The sequence below is a fragment of the Gluconobacter cerinus genome (genome assembly GCF_025961355.1).
GTDB lineage: Bacteria > Pseudomonadota > Alphaproteobacteria > Acetobacterales > Acetobacteraceae > Gluconobacter > Gluconobacter cerinus.
In genome coordinates, this window is record NZ_JAOQNM010000001.1 from 2,108,425 (window position 1) to 2,132,365 (window position 23,941).

The window sequence follows — 23,941 nt, forward strand, 5'->3', positions numbered from 1 at the left end:
GACAAGCGGCCTACTGAAAAAACTGGCGTCTTCAAAAACATTAGAGGTGGAGGAATGCGGATAATTTTTAACCGGCCCTACCTTAATGGCTTTCTGAAGTGATTCGATACGAATGGAAAGTAAAAACCTAATAGTGACTAAAAAATCTGGCAATATTTTATCACTGTTTCGAAGATTTTTACTGTGTAAATTCCTCTGAATAGGGAGGTATGTAAAAATTGTTAAATAAAAAATTTATCGGAAAATACGAAAATTATCGTGATTGTAAAGCGTAGGGAAAATGTAAAATATTACTCGGGAGTGGAAAGGAGGAGCTTTGTGTGGTGTCCGCGAGAGGATTCGAACCTCCGGCCCCAGGATTCATACCACTTCGACTTTCGCCGCCATGCCCTTGAGCATGTTCGTGGTCTGGACTGTCTCTTCACCACAGCCCCCTAAGCGGCCAAGGTGTCACCCGTACAGTCTCTACACCTTCTTTCCGACTAATGCGGAAAGCTTGGCTCGGGATTGGCACGGCTCAAGTGAACCAGAGCGTTCCCCGAATTTGAGTGAATCCACCATGAAGTTTCCTGTCATGGCGCCCAATTCAGACCTTAGGAATCCTGTGCTCTATCCTGCTGAGCTACGCGGACACACGAGGAGCTAGTTATCCTAAGATGCTTTCACCTGCAAGCATCGCTCTGGATAGGGTCAATACTGAAAAAAAATGTTATTATTTTGCAAACCAAATATGATATCAGTGAAGCGGAAACGTTATTCATTCCGTAATTTAATTATCAAATTAACATAAAAACGTAAATCATATTTCCAATTATCGGGTTTTTGGCGTATTTATATGTCTAAATTTGGAGGCAAAAATGTAAGAACATTCTTGCACTTTCGTGTTGTCTGTGGTTCCAGTCATCCCTGTCTACATAGTTTTTTGATATCAAACTTTCAGAAGTGCCTGTGTCAAAAGCTGTCTCTGATGAAGTGCCATAGTCTTGGCTTATCCTGTGGATAGGTTGAGAAAGTAGTACGTAACTGGGTGGTATATCCTTGCCTCAATGTATGAGTGTGAAGAATTGCTATCCTCGAAATAGACCCCTCCATAAAGATTTCAAGAAATCTTCTGATGGGGTGTGGTTGCTGAACATTATCAGCGCCTGGGTAGGGAGGATGGTAATGCCACAGCCTGTTCCTACAGCGAGCGTTTTGAAACGCCTGTTTCAGGGCTGTTAGGGTTGAGGGTTGCTAGCCATGGTTTCGCATCGAATATCTGATCGAGATAGTCTGCGTCCTTTTCATGCGTTTCGGTCTGACTGCGGGTATTGATGGGTATGACTAAGATGCTTTCAAGTTCAGTGCGCCAGGCCCGCGAAGCAGACCCTACACTTCTACGTCTCAAGCTTATTGGGCAAATGGAAGCGCGCACCCTGACGGGGGAGAGTGTTCTTCCTGTTGGGGGTAAAACGCGCGCGCTTCTGGCTATTCTGGCTCTGTCTGACAGAAAGCCCGTCCTTCGTTCCCGATTGGCTGAACTGCTATGGAGTCGTCGGCCAGAAGATATGGCGCGCGCTTCATTGCGGCAGGAAATTCACCGTCTTTTGGACGCTCTGAGCCCCTTGGGCGTCGAGATTATAGATGTGCAGCGGCATTCTCTTATGCTGAAGCCTGCTCTGACGTCTGTGGACGCTGAACGTATCCTCACGGCCAGTGTCAGGACCATCGATAGTATCCCTGCGCCAGAGGAAGTGCTGCTTGGGGAGCTTAGCGGAATCGATGTCGCGCTGGATGAGTGGCTCAGCCAGCAGCGTGCACGGCTCTCACATCATCTTCTCGGGCTCTACGAAGGCTGTCTGCGCGAGTTGACTGACCCAGAGCAGGTTGATGACGTTACGGATCGTCTTCTCAAGGTTGATGCCCTGAATGAAGCCGCGTGGCGGGCCAAGATTCAAAGTGCTTTGCGTCGCGGTGAGCAGGCAAGGGCTGTTCTCTTGGCGGAGCAGGCCGTGCGAGCCTTTGGGCAGGAAGAGGGGCATGTGGCAGGCCCTGTTACCCAAGCGTTAATTTCCAGTGTTCTGAAGGCCGCTGGGCTCGAGCCGAGCATTGGGGCCGCAGGTATTGCCGAGCTGGACGGCGCTTCGGTGCTATTTTCAGGCAACGACGATACTCTTGCTGTTCCTACAGGCGCACAGCGTACAGATCCGATGCTGGCATTACCCCTTCATCTTTCGCAGATGGCAGCCGGGCAATCCCGAAAGATCTCCCTGCTTGTATTGTCGCCGTTTGCGGCGGACGGTTTGAAAGATGCCGAGTTAAAGTGCGCGACCAGCTTGAGCGATCAGTTTGAACTTCTGTTCGTTCATGTCGACACTTTTGATATTGTGGCAAAGCCTGAAGGTTTCGTTCCAGACCCGGCCAACCCCCTTGCATCGTATCGCGGCCTCGGCGCCGACTATGTCGTGACTGGCGCGGTTCGGGCCGGTGCCTCGGATAATGCTTTCCGGCTTATCCTGAAGGTTCTGGATGTTCGGGCCGGTGGATTTATCGTCTGGGGCACTTACTACGATCTGCCGGATCTGGACCCGATGTCAGTCAGCAACGGACTGATGGGGCCTGCAACGGCAATGCAGTGGGGCCTTCTCCTTGCGGAGGCACGCCGTACGGCGAACCGCGCAGACAGTGAACTCTCTGCTCTGGGTAAAGCGACCAGGGTTTTCATGTTGCTGTTGAAGCGGGACAATGCCCTGTTCCCGAGGATTAGTCAGCTTCTGGACGCTGCGGGGATCGAAGATCCGCGGGAAGGCACCGTGGCAGTGATGCAGGTGCTCTACTGCCTGATCCGCTACGAAAATGACTGGAGTGCGGCCGGAACAGCGCTGCTTGCGCGCGGCATCGAGTTTGCGCGCCTGTTGGTGAATCTCAAGCCGGATGCGCCTGGCATGGCCATCCTTTTGTCCACGCTGCTGATGCACGATCCGGCATCTGTGCCTCTGGCACGTTCCATCATGCGGATGTGTGAGAAGTCTATGGCTGGGACTTCAAGCATGCATAACATGCACGATGTGCTGCTATGCCGCGTCCTGTTACATGTTTTGGATGGAAACCTGGCTGAGGCGGCAGCGGTAGCAGGAAGGCTGCGTCACAATCCGTATCATTCTCCACTTTCAACACTGATCAGACCGTTTTTTATGATGGTCATGATGTTGGGCGGAGAACGTCAGGACGTCATTGAAATGGGGCGTCTGATGGCTGGGCTGCACCCCAATTACTCGAGCACGCTGGTCTATTATCTGGCAGCTCTGGTGCTTGAGGGCGAAAGTAGTGAGGAAATCCAGCAGGTGCGACAGCATTTGCACCGTCTGGTTCCGGATCTGACAATTGAGAAGATTTTGAGTCGTTTTCCGTATCTGAGTGCGGCCAAAAAGGCGGAGCTGCGGCAGGCTTTCAGCTCAACAGGTCTTTTATAAAGCGCTCATGTGCAGGTAGGGCGCTTGGCCTTACCCGATGAGCGCGATATGAACACGGAATTGATGTTGCCCGGATTCAGGTTTCGCCAGTCTGTCTCCATGCCCGTGACGGCCCTGGCCCGGCCCGCAGGACCACCATGATGTCTCGTATGCAGATGATTGTTTCCAGCTCTTCCCGCCGTTCAGCGCTTCGGACGGCCGTGGGCATTCTTGCCCTCGGTACAGTTGCTGCCTGTGGCGGCGCTCGCGATCCCAGCAGCCTTACTGCGCCCCGCAATCATCTGCTCGGCGTTGATCGTGGGGCAGAAGGTGGCGCTGACCAGCTTAAGGGCGGCGTTAATGCCTATCTGTGGCGTGGCGCGATCGATACGCTTTCGTTTATGCCGCTGGCTTCCGCCGACGCAGTCGGTGGTGTCATTCTGACGGACTGGTATCAGCCGCCGTCCAGCAAGGGCGAGCGCTTCAAGATTGCTGCGTATGTGCTTGACCGCCGTATGCGTTCTGACGCGCTTCGCGTGTCGGTATTCCGGCAGGTGTTTCAGGACGGCGAATGGCAGGATACTCCGGTTTCAGCCACGACCACGTCTGACATCACGACCCGTATCCTGACCCGCGCCCGCCAGTTGCGTGCAGAAAACGGCGAACAGGGTAACTGAGTTAGACATGAGCGACACGACACATACGGCTTTCGATTTTCAGTCCCGGGAGCCGTTCTGGCAGGCAGAGTGGAAACAGCGGAATGTATTTGCTGTTCCAGATGTGCCTCCGGCTGATCGGCCAAAATATTACGTTCTGGAGATGTTTCCGTACCCCTCCGGCCAGCTGCATGTTGGCCATGTGCGGAATTATACGCTTGGAGACGTCGTAGCGCGTTATAAGCGCGCAAGAGGGTTTTCGGTGCTTCATCCTATGGGATGGGACGCTTTTGGACTGCCCGCTGAGAATGCAGCGCGGGAACGCAATGTGCATCCTGGCAAGTGGACGATGGAAAACATCGCCACAATGCGCGGCACGCTGCAACGTCTCGGCTTTTCCTTGGACTGGGATCGCGAAATCGCGACCTGCCTTCCGGAATATTACGGCAAGCAGCAGAAACTGTTTCTGGACATGCTCGCCGGTGGTCTGGTTGAGCGCCGGGATTCGTCTGTAAATTGGGACCCGGTCGATGAGACGGTTCTGGCCAATGAGCAGGTTGTCGAGGGACGCGGATGGCGGTCCGGAGCGCTGATTGAGAAGAAAGTTCTTTCTCAGTGGTTCCTGAAAATCACCAAATTTGCTCAGCCGCTGCTCGATACGCTGGGGCAGCTGGATCGCTGGCCGGAACGCGTGCGGACGATGCAGGAACGCTGGATTGGGCGTTCAGAAGGTGCGCGTGTCCGTTTCGCTCTTCATAGCCCGCCGTCGGGCTTCGACATTGATCTGGATGGTATCGAAGTCTTCACGACCCGACCGGATACGCTGTTCGGATTGAGCTTCATTGGTATTGCCGCGGATCATCCGCTGGCAGCCAAGGTCGCGCGGACCAATCCTGCTGCGGCTGAATTTATTGAAGAATGCCGTCGTCTTGGAACATCCGAAGAGGTAATTGAGGCCGCTGAAAAGCGTGGCTTCGATACGGGTCTTCGCGTCAGCAATCCTTTGAATCCAGATCAGACGGCACCTGTCTGGATCGCCAATTTCGTGTTGATGGATTATGGCACAGGGGCAGTGTTTGGATGCCCGTGTGGCGACCAGCGTGATCTTGATTTTGCTCACAAGTATGATCTCGCCATGCCGCAGGTTCTGCTGCCCGCTGGTGAAGATGCTGAGACATTCCGCGTTAGCCGGAAGGCAGTCTCGGGCGAAGCTACGCTTTACAATTCGGGATTCCTGGACGGTCTGGCTGTTGCGGTCGCCAAAAAGACTGTCATCGAGCGTCTCGAAGGCATGGGCGTTGGGCATGGCGTCGTAAACTGGCGTCTGCGGGACTGGGGAATTTCCCGTCAGCGCTACTGGGGCTGCCCGATCCCGATTATTCACTGTGAGAAGTGTGGTGCAGTTCCGGTTCCGGATGACCAGCTGCCAGTTGTTCTGCCAGAAGATGTGACATTTGATCGGCCGGGCAACCCGCTGGATCATCATCCGACCTGGAAGCACGTTTCCTGCCCAAGCTGCGGGTCTGCCGCCACACGTGAGACAGACACGTTCGACACGTTTGTGGACAGTTCGTGGTACTTCGCCCGCTTTACCAGCCCGCACGCGCCGACGCCGACCGTGCCGGCTGCGGCTGATGGCTGGCTGCCCGTCGATCAGTATATCGGCGGCATTGAACATGCGATCCTGCATCTGCTCTATGCGCGCTTCTTTACCCGCGCCATGCATGAGACGGGTCATCTGGGTCTGGATGAGCCGTTTGACGGCCTCTTCACTCAGGGCATGGTCACGCACGAAAGCTACAAGGACGGGGCAAACTGGCTCTATCCGGAAGAAGTCGAGCGTCGCGGCGATGTGGTTGTCCGACGTGACACGGGAACGCCCATTCAGGTCGGACGCTCTGAAAAGATGTCCAAGTCCAAGCGCAATACGGTCTCTCCGGTAGAGATTATTGAGCGTTTTGGTGCTGATACAGCGCGGTGGTTTGTTCTGTCTGACAGTCCGCCAGAGCGTGACATGGAGTGGACAGCGTCTGGCGTGGCTGCTGCAGCCCGGTTTGGGCAGCGCCTGCATCGTCTGGTTTCCGCTGTGGCTGCGGCTGATCCGATTGACAGTGCGCATGGCTCGGCTGGAGATGATCTGCGCCGTGCTACGCATCGTGCCATTGCCGCCGTCACAGAAGCTTTGGAAGCGTTCACGCCGAACGTGGCAGTGGCTCGACTGCATGAGTTGACCTCCGCTCTGGCAGAGGCGCAGGGCAAAGAGGGGGCTGGTTTCTCTGCTGCACGACGGGAAGCTGCCTCCGCGCTGTGCCTGCTGTCTGCACCAATGATGCCGCATCTTGCTGAAGACATGATGGCGGTTCTCGAACCTGGTGGTGAACTCGTTGTGGATCGGGCATGGCCCGAGGCGCAGGATGAGTGGCTTGCAGTTCAGAGCGTCACGATTGGTGTACAGGTGCTTGGAAAGCTGCGTGGAACAATCCAGGTGCCACCAGATGCCCCGAAGGATGAGGTTCTCGCTGCGGCGAAGGCTGAGCCTAATGTTGCCCGGGCCCTTGAGGGCAAACGTCTGGTGAAGGAAATCCACGTTCCCAACCGGATCGTCAATTTTGTGGTAGCAGGCTGATCGTGAAACGTCGCAGTTCCCTGACCCTTTCTGCGTTCCTTCTGCTGGGAGGGTGTGGTTTCACCCCTCTCTACGGCAAGATGGATACGAAAACCGATATTTCGGCTGAACTCGCACAGGTTTACGTCGCGAATATTCCGGGAAGATATGGTCAGGAACTGCGACTGGCCTTGCAAAAAAATCTTGCAGGTGCCGGTCCTGAAAATCCTCAGCATTATATGCTGCGGGTCAATTCCGGTGCCAACAGTGAAGCCATTGATATTCACCAGGACAATACAGCGGGGCGTATCCGTGTTTCTGGTTCAGCGCACTGGCAGTTGTTTACGGTAGAGCAGTCTCCCCAGTTAATCACGCAGGGAGATGCGACAACGCTTGACGGTTATAGCGGCAGCTTTGAGCAGTATTTTGCTCAGACGCTGAATGATGAAACGACCAAGGGGCGTGTTGCGGATACCTTGGCTCAAAGTCTCACACAGCAGCTCGCCGTCTGGTTCCGCTCCCATAACATGCCGTCCAATGCGGCACCTGTTGATATGCCGAGGTATATCAACACGGACAGAATGCCGTCCGATAACGGGTCTGCGACGGATCGCGTTGGCGTGGATGGCTTCCCGGCCTCCGCGACGGGACGTCTCTCTCAGGGCACCACAAGCAATTAATGAAAATTGAGGCCCGTAACATTGGCCGCGCCCTGTCCGATGCCGGAAGGTGGCGCGCCATTCTTCTTCATGGCGAAGACACGGGGCTAATACGGGAAAGAGCGGCTCAGGCCGTGCGGCTCGTTGCAGAGACACTGGACGATCCATTTCGCGTCTCCCAACTCGATCGCGAGACGCATGATCGTCTTGAGGAAGAGGGCACAGCCCTCTCGTTGATCGGTGGTCGGCGTGTTGTGTGGGTCCGCAGTGGCACAGACGCCCTGACCCCCATGCTGACGCGTGCTCTGGAAGTCTCGATGGACACGTTGATAGTGATTGAGGCACCCGGTCTTACGTCACGATCCACGCTGCGTGCTTTCGCCGAGCGGCACAAAGAAATGGCATCGATTGCCTGTTATCCTGAAGAGGGGCGGGCGTTATCCCAGACGGTGACGGATGCTTTGTCCCAGGCCGCAGTTTCCATTGATCGGGATGCTTTGACCTGGCTTATGGGACGGCTTGGGGCAGATCGAAGCGGCGTTCGCGGGGAGATCGAGAAGCTTGTTCTCTATGCAGGGCCAAATGGTCGGCTTGATCTTGATGCTGTTCAGGACTGCGTGGGTGATGCGGGAGGGAGTTCTCTGGAAGATGCGGTCTTCGCCGCGTTGTCCGGCCATCGGGCAGAGGCAGATCAGGCTCTGGAGCGCGCTTTGGCCGATGGGGCTAATCCCGTAGCGGTTGCGCGTGCAGTATTAAGCGTGCTGACGCGGCTTCAGAAAGTGGCACTTGCAGTTAAGGCTGGCCAAGGCCGTGCAGAAGCCATGAAAACGCTCAAGCCGCCAATCTTCTTTAAACGGACTGCTGCATTTAATCAGGCTCTGGACCGTTGGTCTGTCGCGGCACTGAGCCGGGCTGCACGCGAAACGCAGGCTTTTGAACTGGCCTGTAAGCAGAGCGGTGCACCTGATCTGGCACTTTGCCGACGTCATATCTCGGCGCTGTGTGGCATCTGGAAAGTCTGAGTTTCCAGCGTCTGCATTAAGTGGATGGGTTGTCAGTGTTGTGGTTATGCAAAACGGCGGAGTTCAGCTCCGCCGTTTTGCGTTCTGGCTTAGAAGCGCGCAGACACATCCAAATAGTAATAGCCGCCAGCAATACCGAGCTGGTTGGTGCTCATGTAGTACTTGGGCGCACCAAGATAACGGTTTTCCTTTGGCACGACGGAGGGGTAAGCAGCGAAGATGTTGTTGCCACCAATCGTCGCACTCCAGCGCGTGTTGATGTTGTAGGTTACAGACGCATTGGTGGTCCATTTAGGTGCGTTCTGGAATTCGCGATAGTTCGTGGTCGAGAACGCGTTCGGGCCAGTATAGTAGGTCAGGTTTGATGTCGTCTGGCCATAGCGGATTTCGTGAACTGCAACGGCCCACCTGTTGTTGGGCGAATGCCAGCGACCGCCAAAGATGATCTTGGAGCGCGGATAGGCTGTCGTCAGATAGGCGAGAGTGGGGATGGTCAGCAGGTTTGCACCGCTGGTGGTCGTACCCTGATGGCGCAGGCGCGTCCGGTTTAGGTTGATGGCAACGTCCCAGTCCACATGACCGAAGCGGCCGAACTCGCTTGGGTAAGTTGCATTGATGTCCAGGCCCTGTGTGCGGGTCGTGGCGACGTTCGCGAACCAGTAAGCTGACAACTGGCCAGCACCCCAGTTTTCGGAACCTGACGGCAGTGGGAAGCCGTTTGCGTAGAGGGCCTTATACGCCTGTGAACCGTAGATCGTTCCACCTGGCTGGATACGATCACGCAGATCAATTTGGTAGGCATCGACCGTGACGTGAAGCTTACGGATCGGTTCAACAATGATGCCGCCTTCGACGCTCGTGGCCTGCTCCGGCTTCATCTGTGAAGCGCCGTTGGCCAATGCACCGGTGGAGTTGGCTGCAATCAGGCCGCGTGCTGCCGTTGGGGAGACGGCAAGCGCGGAGTAATGCTGCTGGGCCAGTGTCGGGGCGTGGAAGCCACTGCTGAATGTTCCGCGAACAGCAAACCGCGGGCTGAAATCGTAGCGTGTGGAGACCTTGCCGGTTTTGGCGTTTCCAACATCTGTATAGTGCTCGACGCGGCCTGCCAGATCGACCTGCCAGTTCTTCATCAAGTGTGTAGAAATATCGACGTATCCAGACGCGACATCACGGGACCAGTTGCCTGCGTTGTAAGTTGTCGTACCGGGGATGCCGTCAGCGCCTGTACCAGCAATGCTGTCTGCGGAGCCGGTGCCCATGGAATAGGATTCATAGCGATACGCTGCGCCACCGGCGACGTTGATGCTGTGAGGCCAGAAAGAGAAGTTGAACTTCCGGGACAGATCGAAACTGCTTGTCCACTGGGAGTTGTTATATCCCTGCGCATTGTAAAAGTTCGTAGGCGTCCGGCCGTCGGCTTTGTAAACGGCGCTGTTAATCGTGCTGAGGGCATCAAACCGATCAAAGTCACGGCCATACACTGTGGAAAGATCCCAGTGCCAGCCAGCCAGCATACCTTTGAAACCAGCTGTCAGTTCGTAATCGTTTTCTTCCAGCCCCAGGATCGGCGAATAGCCATATGGGTATTTTGCGGCGTATCCGGGATAGGCGCTCAGGGTCGAAGGCAGGCGATAGTTCTGGTAGGATTCCGCATGCCGATGGGCATAGGTTGCACTGGCATAGGCCTGAACAGTTTCGGTGATGTCGTAACCTGCAGTAATGGCGACGCTCTCACGTGTCTGTTCGGGCTGGCTCAGCACCTGGTTGGTATACTGGTTGGTACGATTGTCTTTACCAGACCGGAAAGCGTGGTCCTGATGCACGAAATCGCCGCCGATATGCACATAGCCGCGGTTATTCAGATTGAAGCCGCCATCCAGATACACACCCTGCTGGAAACCATCACCCTCGCTGGTGATGCCAGTGTTAGAGCGCATGCTCAGACCGTGGTCCTGCTTCTTGGTGATGATGTTCACCACGCCAGCGATCGCGTCCGAGCCGTACTGGGCTGATGCGCCGTCACGCAGAACTTCGATGTGGTCGATCATCGACATTGGCAGCATGTCGATATCAACCGGGGTTGCGCCCTGAGACGGCCCCGGATCGGCATAAATATTGGCCGTCGTATGACGACGCTTGCCATCCACGAGCACAAGGGTTTCGTTCGGGTTCAGGCCACGCAGGGCGATGGTGTCCGTAAGGGCGCCAGCGTCGAAGCCTGCTGTCGGGACTGTCAGGGACGGCAGCAGGAGGGAGAGCGCATCGCGAAGGGTTGGCTGACCCGTTGACGTGATCTGGCGACTTGAAACAACATCAATCGGGGAAATGGAATCCCGTGCTTTCTTGCCGAACTCACGCGTTCCCGTGACAATCACAGCCTCAGTGCCGCCGGAGACGTCCTTGGCGTGCGCGGGGGCAGCATTGCGGACTGCTTGGCTCTTGGTTTTCTTGGGGTGGGTGTCCGTTGTCGGGACGGCTGCGCATAGTCCTGCAACCGGCATCATGAGGGAGGAGCCAAGAAGTGTGGTACCAAGGAGTCCCAGATGTCGGGAAGAAAAGCGTACAGCCACGATTTAACGATCTCACAAGAGTGTATTGATAATTCGACAATCTGATGTCGTGTATCGTTTTGGTCAACGCAATTTCTTGCAGTTTGATAACATTCCCGAAAATTGTGTCCTGGTGTTGCTTCATTCCCTCAGTTGAGGCGTTGCTCTTTGACTGACCACTTGGAGCTTGAACAGTGAAGCGTCGTCGTTTTCTGCGCGCAGCATCGGTTGCGCCCGCCTCTCTCGCTGCATCCTCTCTTATATCCCAACCCGCTTGGGCTGATGGAAATGAAGACCGGGGAACAGGCCCTTCCGGGGTATTCGAAGTGGTGGCCCGGTTTGATGGACCAGGCCCTTCGGGCGTCGTGGTTCTGCCAGATGGTCGCATTTTCGTTGGTTTTCCGCGTCATGCAGTTGACCATAAGGGTGCGACCCTCGGTGAACTCGTGAAGGGAAGGGTGGTTCCTTATCCTTCGGCCGAGGAAAGTATGCCCGGCAGCCGCGCGGCCGCGGATTGCCTTGTATCCATTCATGGCATGACGCTGGACGCAAAGGGCAGGATCTGGGCGATTGATGATGGCAAAAGAGCCGGTCACCCGCTGGCGCCAGGGGCTGCCAAGATCATTTGTATCGATCCGCAGACCAACACGATTGTTCACAGGCTTATCCTGAAAGCGCCTGCGCTTTTGCCGGACAGTCATATGAATGATCTGCGTGTGTCCTTGTCTCATGGACCCAAAGGCACGGTATTCGTAACGGATTCTTCCTTCGGGACGAAGCCGGGACTTGTAGTGGTGGATGTCGCGACAGGGCAGGCGCGTCGTGTCCTGACGCAAAGCAAGGCCATTCTGGCGGAACAGGGCTTTCTGGCAATTGTGGAGGGCGAGCCCCGCCGATACATTCCCGGCAAGCCTCAGCTTGTTTCAGGCGGTGTGGATGGTATCGCCATCACAAAAGACGAGCAGCGTCTGTACTTCTCGCCTCTGACAAGTCGCCGTCTCTACAGCTTGCCCGTTGCTCTGCTCGCAGATGTCTCCTCGGATGACGCAACACTTGAGCCAGCGATCAGGGATGAAGGTGAGAAAGGGGTGGCTGATGGCCTCGATTTTGACCGGCATAATCGCCTTTACACGACCAACTACGAACACGACTGTATCTTGCGGCGTGATCCGGATGGCAGTTTCAAGATGATGCTGCGGGACCCGCGCGCTCTCTCACCGGATGGCATTTTTGCATCCGACAATTATGTGTACTGCACGTTTGGTCAGTGGAACCGGCTGGCGTCTTTCAATGAAGGCAAAGACCGGCGCGTTCCGCCCTATCTGCTGGTCAGGTTCCCGATTGAAGAGCCGGAAGCCTACAATGCCCTGCCCGAAGGGGCGCCCGCCAAAGCCGGAACATCGGGTGATTAAAAACGAAAAAGCCCTCGACCAGATGACTGAACTGAGGGCTTTTTCGGGCTTGGAGCCTTCAGGCTGTCTGCTGCGGAGGCAGCTGGTCTTCTGTCGTGTGTTTGTCCACTGCTGCCGGAAGCAGCTGGGCAATAGCCGGAAGAATGGTTGCTGCCGGAAGACCTGTCTTTGCGACAATCATCTGGATCTGCTCGTTCGTCAGCAGGTTGCGGAGTTCATCCGTGGTGATGGGCAGGTTCTCCCCATTACCAATCCAGGAATGGATCTTTTCATCAAGGCCTGCACTCTTGGCCTGTGCGATGAGCATGTTCAGGCCTTCGCCTTTGAGCATATCCCCAAAGCTGCCACCCAGCTTGTCGCCGAGTTGGCCGCCAAGGGCGCCCATGGCCTGATTCACGATGTTACCGAAAAAGCCGCTCATGGCGCATGTTCCGTTTTTGATGCGGCCTGAACGCCGCTAGGAGAAAAAAGGGCCGACCCAAAATGATCGGCCCGGCTTTAAATCAGGACGCCCGTTTCTTGTTCAGTTCCTGAGGAACTTCGACGTCAATTTCGAGCATTGAACAGCCACTGCCACGATCGACCTTGATCTTGACCTTGTCCTGATCGACGGCGACGTGGCGTGCGATGACTTCCATGATTTCTTTGTGAAGCTGCTTGATCAGGTCTGACTCGCCTTCTTCACCCGCGCCACGTTCGTGAGCGAGAAGAATCTGGAGGCGATCCCGTGCGACAGCGCTACTGGACGTCTGCTGACGTTTTGCGAAGAGGTTTGCGAGGAAGCTCATGCCGCCCCCTTCTTGCCAAGGAGCCAGTCAAAGAAGCCACGCTTCTCGACCGGGACTGAAACTTCAATCTTCTCACCGGCCAGACGACGTGCGGCTTCAAAATAGGCGCGCGCCGGGAGGCTTTCCGGAGAGGACAGGGTGACAGGAGCGCCAACGTTGGACGCCTTCAGAACATCATCACTTTCCGGCACAATACCAACCAGCGGGATGGAAAGGATTTCCAGAACGTCTTCAACGCTCAGCATTTCCTTGCGGGCAGCGCGGATCGGGTCATAGCGCGTGATGAGAAGGTGCTTTTCAATCTTCTCGCCGCGTTCGGCCTTTTCGGTCTTGCTATCCAGCAAGCCGATAATGCGGTCTGAGTCACGTACGGAGCTGACTTCAGGGTTCGTCACGATGACCGCAGCGTCAGCATGGTACATGGCGAGTTGCGCGCCGCGTTCAATGCCGGCCGGGCTGTCACAGATAACCCAGTCAAACTTCTCGCGAAGTTCTTCCATGACGCGGGCTACGCCTTCTGACGTCAGCGCGTCTTTGTCACGCGTCTGGGAGGCCGGAAGAATGGACAGGGTTTCGCAGCGCTTATCGCGGATCAGGGCCTGGGAGAGTCTTGCGTCGCCCTGCACCACGTTGATGAGGTCAAACACAACGCGACGTTCTGCACCCATCACCAGATCAAGGTTACGCAGGCCAACGTCAAAATCCACCACAACGACGTTCTGGCCGCTCTGCGCGAGTGCGGCGCCGAGAGCGGCGGTCGATGTCGTCTTGCCGACGCCACCCTTGCCTGAGGTGACAACCAGAACCTTGGCCATGAATACTCCAAAAACTGCTTCTGTGACGTAATGCCGCCCGTTGTGCGGAACCCGCGCCTGATGCCTTATCCTATGGGATAGTAAAGCCTTACGGCAACACGGGAATAAGGGCTGTTTCGTGGCATGAGGTCACTTTCTTGCAGTTCCCGCCTCCGGATCAGCGCGGAAGAGGCAAAACGCGGACCCGGTCCTCATCCAGAAGGACCTGTGCGGGCTGGCCGAAAATCGCAGCGTCAATGTCTTCCGTAACGGCGTAAAAGCCATCCAGAGCAAGGAGTTCGGCCTCCATTCTGGATGCAAAAATCCGTGCTTCAGACTTGCCGCCGACACCGGCAATCGCGCGGCCGCGTAACGAACCGTAAACGTGGATAGAGCCTGCCGCGACGATCTCTGCTCCTGATGAAACTGAGCCGATAATGATCACGTCGCCCTGCATGTGCTGGATGCACTGTCCTGAGCGGATGGCACCATCGAGGATCAGCGTTTGCCCGCCTGCGGGCGCCGCGACGGCTGTTGCATCTGCTGCGGCCCCTTGGTCGGGAAGCTCTACTTCGCCGGAAGGGCGGCCGCCTTCGAAGGAGGCGGGCCAGTCCCACCCCGAGACAGCCGGCCATGAACGATCACCGCCTTCAATGCTGATGATCCGTACACCACGACTGCGGATATCTTCCAGGAGGGTTGGCAGGCCTGGTGTTTCCTCCGAGAGAAGTCCGAGGTCGAGAATCACCGGCTTTCCGCTGAAAAGGCCGCCGGAACGGACGACCTGCTGATCCAGGCCGGCCAGCCAGAGGTTCAGGGGAGCCTCCGGTGACAGGACCAGCGCCAGAAAAGAGCGGCCGCGGGCACGAATGCGCATCGGGGAGGAGGCGTGAGAAGCGGATGCGGTGTCTGACATCGGAAAATTCGTTGGCCCTGTATGGAAGCAATGACGGAGGCTCTTGTGAGCGCGTAATGGCTGACTTAGAACATGAAGAATGCGTATCCTGCATCACCTTCCACTCTCCCCGCAATGCCGTCTTGTCCGGCTTGTGCTTGGCGAGAAGAGACTGCCCTGTGAACTCGTGATCGAACGGGTGTGGGAACAGCGCGAGGAATTCCTTGCTCTGAACCCTGCCGGTGAGGTTCCGGTTCTTGTTGAAGAGAACGGGCTTGCCGTACCCGGCGCCCGCGTCATCTGCGAATATCTGGATGAAGCCTATCCGGATACACCCCTGCTTGGCCGTACGCTTGCCGAACGTGTCGAAGTCCGTCGATTGATGGACTGGTTTGAGACCCGTTTCGGGCAGGAAGTGACGCGCAACCTGCTGGGCGAAAAAGTTGACAAGCGGTTGTATGGCCGTGGTCACCCAGACGGAAACGTCCTGCGGGCCGGTTACGGCAACATGCGCTTCCATCTGGACTATATCGGCTGGCTGGCAGAAACGCGGTCGTGGCTTGCGGGGCCGTCCATTTCGATGGCTGACTTCGCTGCTGCTGCGCATCTCTCGGCGCTGGACTTCATTGGGGATGTGAACTGGGCAAAAGCGCCGGCCGCCAAGGACTGGTATGCTCGGGTGAAGTCCCGTCCGTGTTTCCGCGGCCTTCTGACTGACCGGATGAGTGGCATTACGCCGCCCGGTCATTATGCGAATCTGGATTTCTGAGCGGGAGCTGTCCGTGACATTTGATGTGGTGGTCCTTGGGGCTGGTGCGGCTGGCCTCATGGCCGCTGCAACTGCGGGACGTGGTGGTGCGCGCGTACTGGTTCTGGATCATGGGTCCGAACCCGGACGCAAGATCCTGATCTCGGGTGGTGGGCGCTGTAATTTTACGCATCTGGAGACGGGGCCAAACTGTTTCCTGTCCCAGAACAAGCATTTTGCGCGCTCAGCGCTGGCACGTTACACCCCGCGTGATTTCGTGAAGTTGGTGGATCGCTATCAGATTGCCTGGCACGAAAAGGCCAAGGGGCAGTTGTTCTGTGATGGGTCTGCCCGTCAGATCGTGGATATGCTGGTGTCTGAATGTCAGGATGCTGGTTGTGAAGCGCGGATGGATACCCGGATCACGGATGTCGAGGCCGATGCGGATGGCTTTGTCGTTCGCACGGATGCCGGGGATGTTCGAAGCCGTTCTGTGATTTTGGCGACCGGCGGTCTGTCCATTCCCAAACTGGGCGCTACGGACCTTTCCCTGCGGATCGCACGATCCTTCGGTTTGAAAATTGTCCCGACTGCTCCTGCTTTGGTGCCGTTGATCCTGGATGATGCGGACCCTTCTCTGGCGGGGGTGTCTCTGGATGTCGTCACAACTTGTGGGAAAAAAGGGCCTCGCTTTGCCGACGGGATGGTTTTCACTCATCGTGGGCTGTCAGGCCCGGCCATCCTCCAGATTTCCTCTTATCTTGAGGCAGGCGGCACGGCTCATATTGACCTGATGCCAGGGCGAAATGCGTTGGAGGTTTTGCTGGCGATCAAGAAGGCACGTCCGCGCGCGCTTCCTCCCAGCCTGCTTGAAGCGCTCCCCGCGCGTCTGGCGAAAGAGCTGGCTGCCGGGCTTGGAGACGTCATGCTGGCCAATCAGCCGGACAAGAATATCAAAGCGCTCGCAGAACGTCTGTCCCGATGGGAAGTCCGTCCTTCTGGAACGGAAGGGTACGCGAAGGCCGAAGTTATGCGCGGAGGGATCGATACGAGCGGTCTCTCCTCCCAGACAATGGAAGTGCGGGACGTCCCGGGGCTGTATGCGATTGGTGAAGCAGTGGATGTCACGGGATGGCTGGGTGGCCACAATTTCCAGTGGGCCTGGTCCAGCGGTGTTGCTGCAGGGCAGGCTGCTGCTGCCCGTTTGTAGGCTTGTGCGCCACAGGATTGCCATATCGGCATAGGATGCCCGCAACTGATGAGCGGAAGATCCGTTTTGCGCTCACATGAATTGTTTTGAGAGGGTCATGTTGATGTCTGGTTCTATTCGCCGTTCAGCCCTGCGTGCTGTTGCAGGCCTTTCATTCCTAGGATTGGGTGCATGCGTCGGAACGGCCGCGCCGGGCCCTGTTAACCCGTCAGCGCCTGTCGCCGGGTATGGCTACACCTGCAAGGCCGGAATCTACACCTGCAAGATGCCAACTCAGGTTCCTTTGGGCACCTCCTGTTCCTGCCCGGGACTGGGCGCTGCAAGCTACGGCAACATCCATCAGCCCTGAGGCTGCCAGGATTGGACATGAGCTCCTAAGGGGCTAGAACCGCGCCATGCAGGATGGGAGTTCCGGTATGGTGCAGTTCGTTCCATGGATTATTGCAGCAGCGGCTCTCGTGGTGGCTGCACTGGCATTATTGCGTGGTAAGAGCGGGGAGGTTGCCCGCTTGCTGGACCGTGAAGCCGATGAGCGTGCGCGGGATGCGGACTATCAGCGAGCGCATCTGGCCGAGGTTGAGCGTGTCCTGTCCGGCCGGATGGATGCTCTTCGGCTTGAAACCAGTGAAAAACTTGGTGATCTCGCGCGCCGCGTTGGGCAGGATCAGGCTGAAGGGCGCGTTCTGCTCTCTGATGCGTTGCGTGACATGGCACAAAGTCAGAACGAACAGATCGAGCGGATCCGTCTGGCCGTAAATGAACAGTTGCACGGTGCTGTCGAAAAGCAGATGCAAACCAGCTTTCAGCGCGTGGTTGAGCAGTTCAGTGCGATGCAGAAAGCTCTCGGTGAAGTCACAAGCGTTACAGCCCAGATCGGGGACCTCAAGCGTCTGTTCTCGAACGTCAAAACGCGCGGTGGCTGGGGCGAGGCACAGTGCCGGGCTATTCTGGACGATATTCTTCCAGAAGGGAGTTATGACACCAACTTCCGACTGGGAGACAGCGGAGAGTCGGTGGAGTTTGCCATTCGAATGCCTGTGAAAGGGCATGTCGCCCCTCGGCTGGCGATTGACAGCAAATTTCCTACGGAGGCTTACGAGCGGCTTTTAAATGCCTCAGAGCTTTCGGACGCAGTGGCAGAGAAGGCTGCAAGGCGCGAGCTTGAAATGGCGATCAAGTTCGAGGCGCGCAAGATCGCGTCCAAGTATATCCGGCCACCTGTCACGGTTGAATTCGCTGTCCTGTATCTGCCGACGGACGGTCTTTATACCGAAATTGCCCGGATGCCCGGCGTTATTGATGAAATCGGGCGGTTGTATCGGGTGATTGTCATGGGGCCGTCATTACTACCCGCCATGCTGCGTACGGTTCATCTCGGTTATGTGACGCTTGCGTTGGAAGAGCGGACAGAGACCATTGCAAGCCTGCTGGGCGCGACACGGCAGGAAATGCTTCGGATGGATCAGGTTCTTGAACGGTTGCAACGGAATGCCGGTACGATGGGGAACACGATCGAAGAGGCGCGCCGCCGGACCCGTGTTCTTGGGCGTCGCCTGAGATCACTGGATGGTATTGATAAAACGGATGAGGAGCAGGGCGAGATTGATAGTCTGGAAGCTTAAGACTGATTTTAATTGGATGACAGGATATATTCCCGCATGTGACAGTTATGAGCATGATGCCCGTACCTGAGCACGAGGCGGTCTCCCGCCCGATTGAGCCTGTCATTCGTCTCCTGCTGATTGAGGACGATGAAAGTATTGCGTCGGAAGTCTCCGAGGAACTGAAGACGCGCGGTTATGATGTGACGTGGGTCGATAACGGCATTCTGGGCCTCGAAGCTGCGCAGTCCGGTCAATACGACCTGATGGTCGTTGATCGTATGTTGCCTGAGATGGACGGCCTGAGTGTTATCGAGGCCCTGCGCCGCCAGAAGATCACACTTCCTGTTCTGGTTCTTTCCGCATTGTCCGCAGTTGATGACCGTGTGAATGGCTTGAAGGCGGGCGGTGACGACTACCTTACAAAGCCGTTCGCCATGGAAGAGCTTGCTGCCCGATTGGAGGCTTTGCTGCGGCGTCCCACGGATAGCCGTGTAACGGTTCTGCGTGTTGGTCCGCTTGAAATGGACCTGATTGAACGCAAGGTGTCTCGCAGTGGCCGGGACGTTGAGCTTCTGCCGCGTGAGTTCCGTCTTCTGGAATACATGATGCGCCGCCCGGGCACCGTTCTGACCCGCACGATGCTGCTTGAGGACGTGTGGAATTACCGCTTTGTGCCACAGACCAATCTGGTGGACGTGCATATCGGCAAGTTGCGCAGGAAGATTGATCTTCAGGGCGAAACGCCGCTGATCCATAGCATCCGGGGTGCGGGGTTCAGTCTGCGTGTATCGGACTGACATTTTCCGGACGGCCACGTTCCGGCTGACACTGGCATTCGTGGTGGCAATGATCGGCGGCATCACGATGCAGTTCCTGCTCGTCTATGCCCAGATGAACGGTTACGAAAGTGCTCGTTCCAGCGATCTGCTTCGGCGCGAGGCAGCACTTCTCGTTCAGGAAACGCCTGAGCGTCTGGAAGACGTCGTCCGGGAACGAAGCAAGACGGACCTGCGCGTCATTTTGAATGGCGCTGGCCTCTTCGATCTAAATCACAACCGTATTGTTGGTGACATTCGGCGTTGGCCTGAAGGGCTGGAGGTCTCCAACCGGACGCGTCGGCTCAAAGTCGCGCCTCCGGGGGACACACCCTATGAGATGCGATATCTGGCGATAGAAGTTCCGGGGCCGGGTGGCGGAGCAGGGGATCGGATTCTGGTCCTTGCCCGCTCCATGCATATGGCGGATGAGCTCCGGTACATCATCAAGCGGGCAGCGCTGATCTCACTGGTGCCAATGGTGCTGTTTGCGCTGCTGGCGGGATTGTTTCTCAGTCATCGGGCCTTGGCGCGGGTCAAGGAGATGCGGCAGGCTATTGAGCGGATCATGGCGGGCGATCTGCATGAGCGTTTGCCCGCTGGGCGCGAATGGGATGATATCGAGCGTCTTGCAGGCGCCGTGAACCGGATGCTGGATCGGCTTGAACATCTGCTTGATGAAATTCGGGATGTTGGCAACGATATTGCGCACGATCTTAGGACCCCACTGGCACGTGTGCGGGCGCGGTTGGAGCGAGCACTCTCGTCGTCAGATGATCCTGTTCACCTCAAGTCCATCATCCTGCGGGCCACGCAGGATCTGGATCAGTGCTTTTCCGTGATTACGGCGCTGCTGCGTATCGGTGAAATTGAGAACGGACGCCGGCAGGCTGGATTCACAACGATGGATCTGTCGGAGCTGGTTGCGGGTATCGCAGATCTCTATGAGCCAATTGCCGAGGCTGGTGGGTTGGCTCTGAGTGTGGAAGGCGCCGATCGCGCGATCCCACTCTATGGAGATATGGATCTCCTGAACGAGGTTCTGGCAAATCTCGTGGACAACGCCATCAAGTTCACCCCTCCAGGCGGGGATGTTGGGTTGATGGTCGGGCAGGACGAGCAGGGCTGCGCCTGGCTTCAGGTTCATGACACGGGCATCGGGATTGCGGAGGAAGAGCGGGGCGCCGTACTGGGGCGATTCTACCGTTCAGACAAAAGTCGTCACATTCCGGGAAGTGGTCTTGGTTTGAGTCTTGTATCTGCAATTCTGCATTTGCATGGGGCAACGCTGAAAATCAGTGCGTTCCGGCCCAATCAGGAACTGGCAGGATCAGTATTTACGATTCATTTTTCAGGGCGCAGTGGCTCCGATCGTAGTGCCAGTATTACATGACATTTCTGTTTCATGCCTGAATCCGGTCTTTCTTAAATTCAATTTTGCTTGTCGCACTTCCTGTGTCCGGTATGACTTGTCTCAATTTAAAGGGGACGCCCGTTGAGACTGAAAAAGACTGACGTAATCGCGCAGCTCCGATCATCCAGGAACGGGAGCATCGCAGACGCATGAATGCCATCGTCGTAACGGCCCTCAAACGGCCTTATACGTTCGTTGTTCTTTCGATCATGATCCTTATTTTTGGGGTCAGGGCGATTGTTTCGACGCCGACGGACGTTTTTCCTTCAATCAAGATCCCTATTGTTGCGATTGTCTGGTCCTATACTGGGCTCATGCCAGACGATATGTCGGGTCGTATTGTTTATTATTACGAAAGATCGCTAACAGCGACTGTCAGTAATATCGAGCATATTGAGAGCTCGTCTTACTACGGCCGTGGCATCGTCAAGGTTTTCTTCCAGCCCGGAACGAATACTGCGGTTGCGCAAACGCAGATTACGTCTGTTTCCCAGACGGTCATCAAGCAGATGCCCACCGGGGCGACGCCGCCGCTGATCATTGCGCTGGATGCTTCTTCCGTCCCGGTTCTGACATTGCAGGTCAATAATTCGACCATGTCCGGGTCGGAAATCTACAACATGGCGTCCAACCTGATTCGTCCGGCGCTTGTGCCGGTCGCGGGTGCAGCCATTCCGAATCCATATGGTGGTCTTGCGCCGGACATCATGGTCGATATCGACCCGATCAAACTTCAGGCTCACCGTCTTTCACCTGAGGACGTTGCGAATGCGCTGAACCGCCAGAACATTGTTCTGCCAGCTGGTGATCAGAAGGTCGGGTCCATTGACTGGATGGTGAAGACCAACTCGACCCCGCTTGATCTCTCGGTCTTCAACAAAATGCCCATCAAGCAGGTGGGGAACTCCGTTATCTATCTGCGAGATGTCGCGTGGGTGCATCGAGGGGGCCCTCCCCAGATCAATGCTGTTCTGGTGAAGGGGCAGCAGGCCGTTCTGATCGTCATCCTGAAAAGTGGTGACGCCTCGACCCTGTCTGTCGTCGCGGGCGTGAAGGCGCTTCTGCCTCAGATCAAGGCTACGTTGCCCGCAGGCACTACTCTGAACGTACTGACGGACGCGTCAGGCTTCGTGAAAGAGTCGGTTTTTGACGTGGTGCGTGAGATGATCACCGCTGCGATTCTGACCAGTTTGACAGTTCTGCTCTTCCTCGGTTCCTGGCGCTCTACCGTCATCGTTGCGACGTCTATTCCGCTGGCCATGCTCTGTTCGTTGATCGGCCTTAGTATTGCGGGGCAGTCGATTAACGTCATGACACTGGGTGGTCTTGCTCTGGCTGTCGGTATTCTCGTGGATGACGCGACCGTCATGATTGAGAATATCGATGCCCATCTTGAGATGGGGAAAGAGCTTGAAGACGCCATCATTGATGCAGCCAATCAGATTGTTATCCCGACATTCGTATCGACAACCTGTATCTGTATCGTCTGGCTACCGCTTTTCGAGCTGACGGGCGTTTCCGGCTGGCTCTTCATGCCAATGGCCGAGGCCATCATCTTCGCGATGATTGCGTCCTTCATTCTCTCACGAACACTCGTCCCGACAATGGCGAACTGGCTGCTTCCGGCGCAGGTGAAGATGCACCGCGATCCGGAGTGGCATCATCGTAAGCCAGGCTTTTTCGGACGGTTCCAGAGAGGCTTTGAAGCCCGGTTTACGAGCTTCCGCGAGCATTACAAAGGTATCCTGTCGGGCCTGATTGCTATTCGCGGCCGATTTGTTGCCATGTTCCTTCTGGCGGCTGTGGCATCCATGGCCCTGCTGTTGTTCGTTGGGCAGGATTTCTTCCCCGAAATCAAATCCGGTACGCTTCAGATGCATATGCGCGCACCGGTTGGCACGCGTATTGAAGAGACAGGCAAAATCGCTGGGCTCGCAGAAAAGCGCCTGCGGGAAATCCTGCCGGGTCAGGTCGAGAATGTCGTGAATAACTGTGGCTTGCCGTTCAGTCAGTTGAACCAGGCCATGGTGCCGTCACCGACAACCGGTGCGCAGGATTGTGACATCACGATTCAGCTCAAGAATGATGAAAGCCCTATCCCGGAATACCGTCAGAAAGTCCGTAAGGGGCTGACAGATGCGTTTCCTGGAACAATCTTCACGTTCCAGCCGGGCGACATGACCGCCAAGATCCTGAACTTCGGTCTGCCAGCGCCGATTGACGTTCAGATTTCGGGCCGTGATCTGCAGAACAACTTTGCCTTTGCAACGCACTTGGCCAAGAAGCTGCGTCATATTCCGGGTATCACGGACGTATCCGTTCAGCAGCCGATGACCCAGCCAACGTTGCTGATCAACAATCGTCGAAGCTTTGCACTGGGAACAGGCATCACGCAGCGGGACGTTGCGTTGAATGCTCTCGTCACGCTGTCTGGTAGTGCGCAGGTGGGGCAGACCTACTACCTGAATGCTCAGGGGACGTCTCAGCTTATCGATGTGCAGACACCTGCGAACTATCTTCAGACCATGAATGATCTGGAAATCGTTCCAATCGACAAGGGCGACGGCAATCCCACCAACCAGAACCCGCAGATGCTGGGTGCCCTGAGCGAACTGGTTCAGACCGGTACGCCTGCGGAAATCTCACATTACAACATCATGCCGGTCTTCGATATTTACGCAGCTCCAGAGGGGACGGACCTTGGCACCCTGTCGCGCGCAGTGAACCGCGTGGTTGACGGAGAGCGTAAAGACCTGCCGCACGGATCAACCCTTGTGGTGCGCGGTCAGGCCGTGACCATGAATGATGCCTATGTGCAGCTGATTGGCGGTCTCGCCCTGTCCATTGTTCTTGTTTACCTGATCATCGTAGTGAATTTTCAGTCCTGGCTTGATCCGTTCGTGATCATCACGGCGTTGCCGGGTGCGCTTGGTGGTATTTCCTGGAGCCTGTTCCTGACCCACACGCCATTGTCTGTGCCGGCATTGACTGGTGCGATCATGTGTATGGGAACGGCTACGGCCAATGCCATTCTTGTCGTCTCGTTTGCGCGAGAGCGGCTGGATCACCACGGTGATGTTCTGCTGGCATCTCTGGAGGCGGGATATGAGCGTATCCGCCCGGTTCTGATGACAGCGCTTGCCATGATGATCGGCATGATTCCGATGTCGATCAGTAATTCTTCGAACGCTCCGCTGGGTAAGGCCGTGATTGGTGGCCTGCTCATCGCAACAGTGGCAACGTTGCTGTTCGTTCCCTGTGTCTTTGCCCTAATGCATTACAAGCGGCCTGCTGGGCCTGAAGGAGACCGCGCGTGACCCACCCGACACAACAGGGGCA

General features: G+C 56.3%; 18 protein-coding genes. 13 read left to right on the plus strand and 5 right to left on the minus strand.

What is annotated here, in order from left to right; all coding sequences use genetic code 11:
- The first annotated feature begins 1,313 nt into the window (after positions 1–1,313).
- The 5 genes from M2305_RS09745 to holA all read left to right on the plus strand — a co-directional run bounded on the left by M2305_RS09745 (position 1,314) and on the right by holA (position 8,373).
- Positions 1,314–3,452, plus strand: a complete 2,139-nt coding sequence (locus M2305_RS09745; RefSeq protein ID WP_408871470.1) for a hypothetical protein — start codon at positions 1,314–1,316, stop codon at positions 3,450–3,452.
- Positions 3,453–3,526: 74 nt separating this feature from the next.
- A complete protein-coding gene (locus M2305_RS09750; protein ID WP_080951478.1) occupies positions 3,527–4,108 on the plus strand; it encodes a DUF3576 domain-containing protein in 582 nt (193 codons plus the stop codon).
- A 7-nt stretch (positions 4,109–4,115) separates the two neighbouring features.
- Complete coding sequence (leuS, locus tag M2305_RS09755) at positions 4,116–6,713, plus strand: leucine--tRNA ligase (protein ID WP_264649250.1); 2,598 nt, start codon at positions 4,116–4,118, stop codon at positions 6,711–6,713.
- Between the two features lie 2 nt (positions 6,714–6,715).
- Complete coding sequence (locus M2305_RS09760) at positions 6,716–7,372, plus strand: hypothetical protein (RefSeq protein ID WP_099213168.1); 657 nt, start codon at positions 6,716–6,718, stop codon at positions 7,370–7,372.
- The gene (gene holA, locus M2305_RS09765; RefSeq protein WP_264649251.1) at positions 7,372–8,373 is read left to right on the plus strand and encodes a DNA polymerase III subunit delta; all 1,002 of its coding nucleotides are present in this window, start codon (positions 7,372–7,374) and stop codon (positions 8,371–8,373) included. The genes M2305_RS09760 and holA overlap by 1 nt, the downstream gene beginning before the upstream one ends.
- Before the next feature lie 89 nt (positions 8,374–8,462).
- Here holA and M2305_RS09770 read toward each other — a convergent pair whose 3' ends face one another.
- Positions 8,463–10,943, minus strand: coding sequence for a TonB-dependent receptor plug domain-containing protein (locus tag M2305_RS09770; RefSeq protein ID WP_264649252.1), 2,481 nt, complete (start codon positions 10,941–10,943; stop codon positions 8,463–8,465).
- Between the two features lie 173 nt (positions 10,944–11,116).
- Here M2305_RS09770 and M2305_RS09775 point away from each other — a divergent pair, with 173 nt between their 5' ends.
- The gene (locus M2305_RS09775; RefSeq protein WP_264649253.1) at positions 11,117–12,334 is read left to right on the plus strand and encodes an SMP-30/gluconolactonase/LRE family protein; all 1,218 of its coding nucleotides are present in this window, start codon (positions 11,117–11,119) and stop codon (positions 12,332–12,334) included.
- Between the two features lie 58 nt (positions 12,335–12,392).
- Here the strand turns inward: M2305_RS09775 and M2305_RS09780 are convergent, their stop codons facing one another.
- From M2305_RS09780 to minC, 4 genes are all read right to left on the minus strand, one after another.
- Positions 12,393–12,755: a YidB family protein gene (locus M2305_RS09780; protein WP_046901159.1), complete on the minus strand. Its 363-nt coding sequence runs from the start codon at positions 12,753–12,755 to the stop codon at positions 12,393–12,395.
- An 82-nt stretch (positions 12,756–12,837) separates the two neighbouring features.
- Positions 12,838–13,122 carry a cell division topological specificity factor MinE gene (gene minE / locus M2305_RS09785; RefSeq protein ID WP_046901160.1) on the minus strand — a complete coding sequence of 95 codons (285 nt, stop codon included), beginning with the start codon at positions 13,120–13,122 and terminating at the stop codon, positions 12,838–12,840.
- Positions 13,119–13,937, minus strand: coding sequence for a septum site-determining protein MinD (gene minD / locus M2305_RS09790; protein WP_046901161.1), 819 nt, complete (start codon positions 13,935–13,937; stop codon positions 13,119–13,121). The genes minE and minD overlap by 4 nt, the downstream gene beginning before the upstream one ends.
- A gap of 157 nt (positions 13,938–14,094) precedes the next feature.
- On the minus strand, positions 14,095–14,832 hold the full coding sequence (minC, locus tag M2305_RS09795) for a septum site-determining protein MinC (protein ID WP_211498500.1): 738 nt from the start codon (positions 14,830–14,832) through the stop codon (positions 14,095–14,097).
- 79 nt (positions 14,833–14,911) lie between these two features.
- Between minC and fzlA the strand changes: the two genes are divergently transcribed.
- The 7 genes from fzlA to M2305_RS09830 all read left to right on the plus strand — a co-directional run bounded on the left by fzlA (position 14,912) and on the right by M2305_RS09830 (position 23,919).
- The gene (gene fzlA / locus M2305_RS09800; protein WP_046901163.1) at positions 14,912–15,580 is read left to right on the plus strand and encodes an FtsZ-binding protein FzlA; all 669 of its coding nucleotides are present in this window, start codon (positions 14,912–14,914) and stop codon (positions 15,578–15,580) included.
- Positions 15,561–16,769, plus strand: coding sequence for a BaiN/RdsA family NAD(P)/FAD-dependent oxidoreductase (locus tag M2305_RS09805; protein WP_276556551.1), 1,209 nt, complete (start codon positions 15,561–15,563; stop codon positions 16,767–16,769). Before fzlA ends, M2305_RS09805 begins: the two co-directional genes overlap by 20 nt.
- A gap of 103 nt (positions 16,770–16,872) precedes the next feature.
- Positions 16,873–17,118, plus strand: a complete 246-nt coding sequence (locus M2305_RS09810; protein ID WP_046902022.1) for a hypothetical protein — start codon at positions 16,873–16,875, stop codon at positions 17,116–17,118.
- 46 nt (positions 17,119–17,164) lie between these two features.
- Positions 17,165–18,391 carry a DNA recombination protein RmuC gene (locus M2305_RS09815; RefSeq protein WP_264649255.1) on the plus strand — a complete coding sequence of 409 codons (1,227 nt, stop codon included), beginning with the start codon at positions 17,165–17,167 and terminating at the stop codon, positions 18,389–18,391.
- A gap of 47 nt (positions 18,392–18,438) precedes the next feature.
- The gene (locus M2305_RS09820) at positions 18,439–19,170 is read left to right on the plus strand and encodes a response regulator transcription factor (protein ID WP_086632943.1); all 732 of its coding nucleotides are present in this window, start codon (positions 18,439–18,441) and stop codon (positions 19,168–19,170) included.
- Positions 19,157–20,581 (plus strand): sensor histidine kinase, encoded by a 1,425-nt coding sequence (locus M2305_RS09825; protein WP_099213175.1) that lies wholly within the window; start codon positions 19,157–19,159, stop codon positions 20,579–20,581. Before M2305_RS09820 ends, M2305_RS09825 begins: the two co-directional genes overlap by 14 nt.
- 170 nt (positions 20,582–20,751) lie before the next feature.
- Positions 20,752–23,919 (plus strand): efflux RND transporter permease subunit, encoded by a 3,168-nt coding sequence (locus tag M2305_RS09830; RefSeq protein ID WP_086632945.1) that lies wholly within the window; start codon positions 20,752–20,754, stop codon positions 23,917–23,919.
- The last annotated feature ends 22 nt before the right edge of the window (positions 23,920–23,941 follow it).

What these genes read in the sequence shown, in the direction of transcription:
- M2305_RS09745 (WP_408871470.1), top strand. Translation starts at nt 1,314, where the DNA reads ATGGGTATGACTAAGATGCTTTCAAGTTCAGTGCGCCAGGCCCGCGAA.
- leuS (WP_264649250.1), top strand. Translation starts at nt 4,116, where the DNA reads ATGAGCGACACGACACATACGGCTTTCGATTTTCAGTCCCGGGAGCCG.
- holA (WP_264649251.1), top strand. Translation starts at nt 7,372, where the DNA reads ATGAAAATTGAGGCCCGTAACATTGGCCGCGCCCTGTCCGATGCCGGA.
- M2305_RS09780 (WP_046901159.1), bottom strand. Translation starts at nt 12,755, where the DNA reads ATGAGCGGCTTTTTCGGTAACATCGTGAATCAGGCCATGGGCGCCCTT.
- minE (WP_046901160.1), bottom strand. Translation starts at nt 13,122, where the DNA reads ATGAGCTTCCTCGCAAACCTCTTCGCAAAACGTCAGCAGACGTCCAGT.
- minD (WP_046901161.1), bottom strand. Translation starts at nt 13,937, where the DNA reads ATGGCCAAGGTTCTGGTTGTCACCTCAGGCAAGGGTGGCGTCGGCAAG.
- minC (WP_211498500.1), bottom strand. Translation starts at nt 14,832, where the DNA reads ATGTCAGACACCGCATCCGCTTCTCACGCCTCCTCCCCGATGCGCATT.
- fzlA (WP_046901163.1), top strand. Translation starts at nt 14,912, where the DNA reads ATGCGTATCCTGCATCACCTTCCACTCTCCCCGCAATGCCGTCTTGTC.
- M2305_RS09805 (WP_276556551.1), top strand. Translation starts at nt 15,561, where the DNA reads ATGCGAATCTGGATTTCTGAGCGGGAGCTGTCCGTGACATTTGATGTG.
- M2305_RS09810 (WP_046902022.1), top strand. Translation starts at nt 16,873, where the DNA reads ATGTCTGGTTCTATTCGCCGTTCAGCCCTGCGTGCTGTTGCAGGCCTT.
- M2305_RS09815 (WP_264649255.1), top strand. Translation starts at nt 17,165, where the DNA reads ATGCAGGATGGGAGTTCCGGTATGGTGCAGTTCGTTCCATGGATTATT.
- M2305_RS09820 (WP_086632943.1), top strand. Translation starts at nt 18,439, where the DNA reads ATGAGCATGATGCCCGTACCTGAGCACGAGGCGGTCTCCCGCCCGATT.
- M2305_RS09830 (WP_086632945.1), top strand. Translation starts at nt 20,752, where the DNA reads ATGAATGCCATCGTCGTAACGGCCCTCAAACGGCCTTATACGTTCGTT.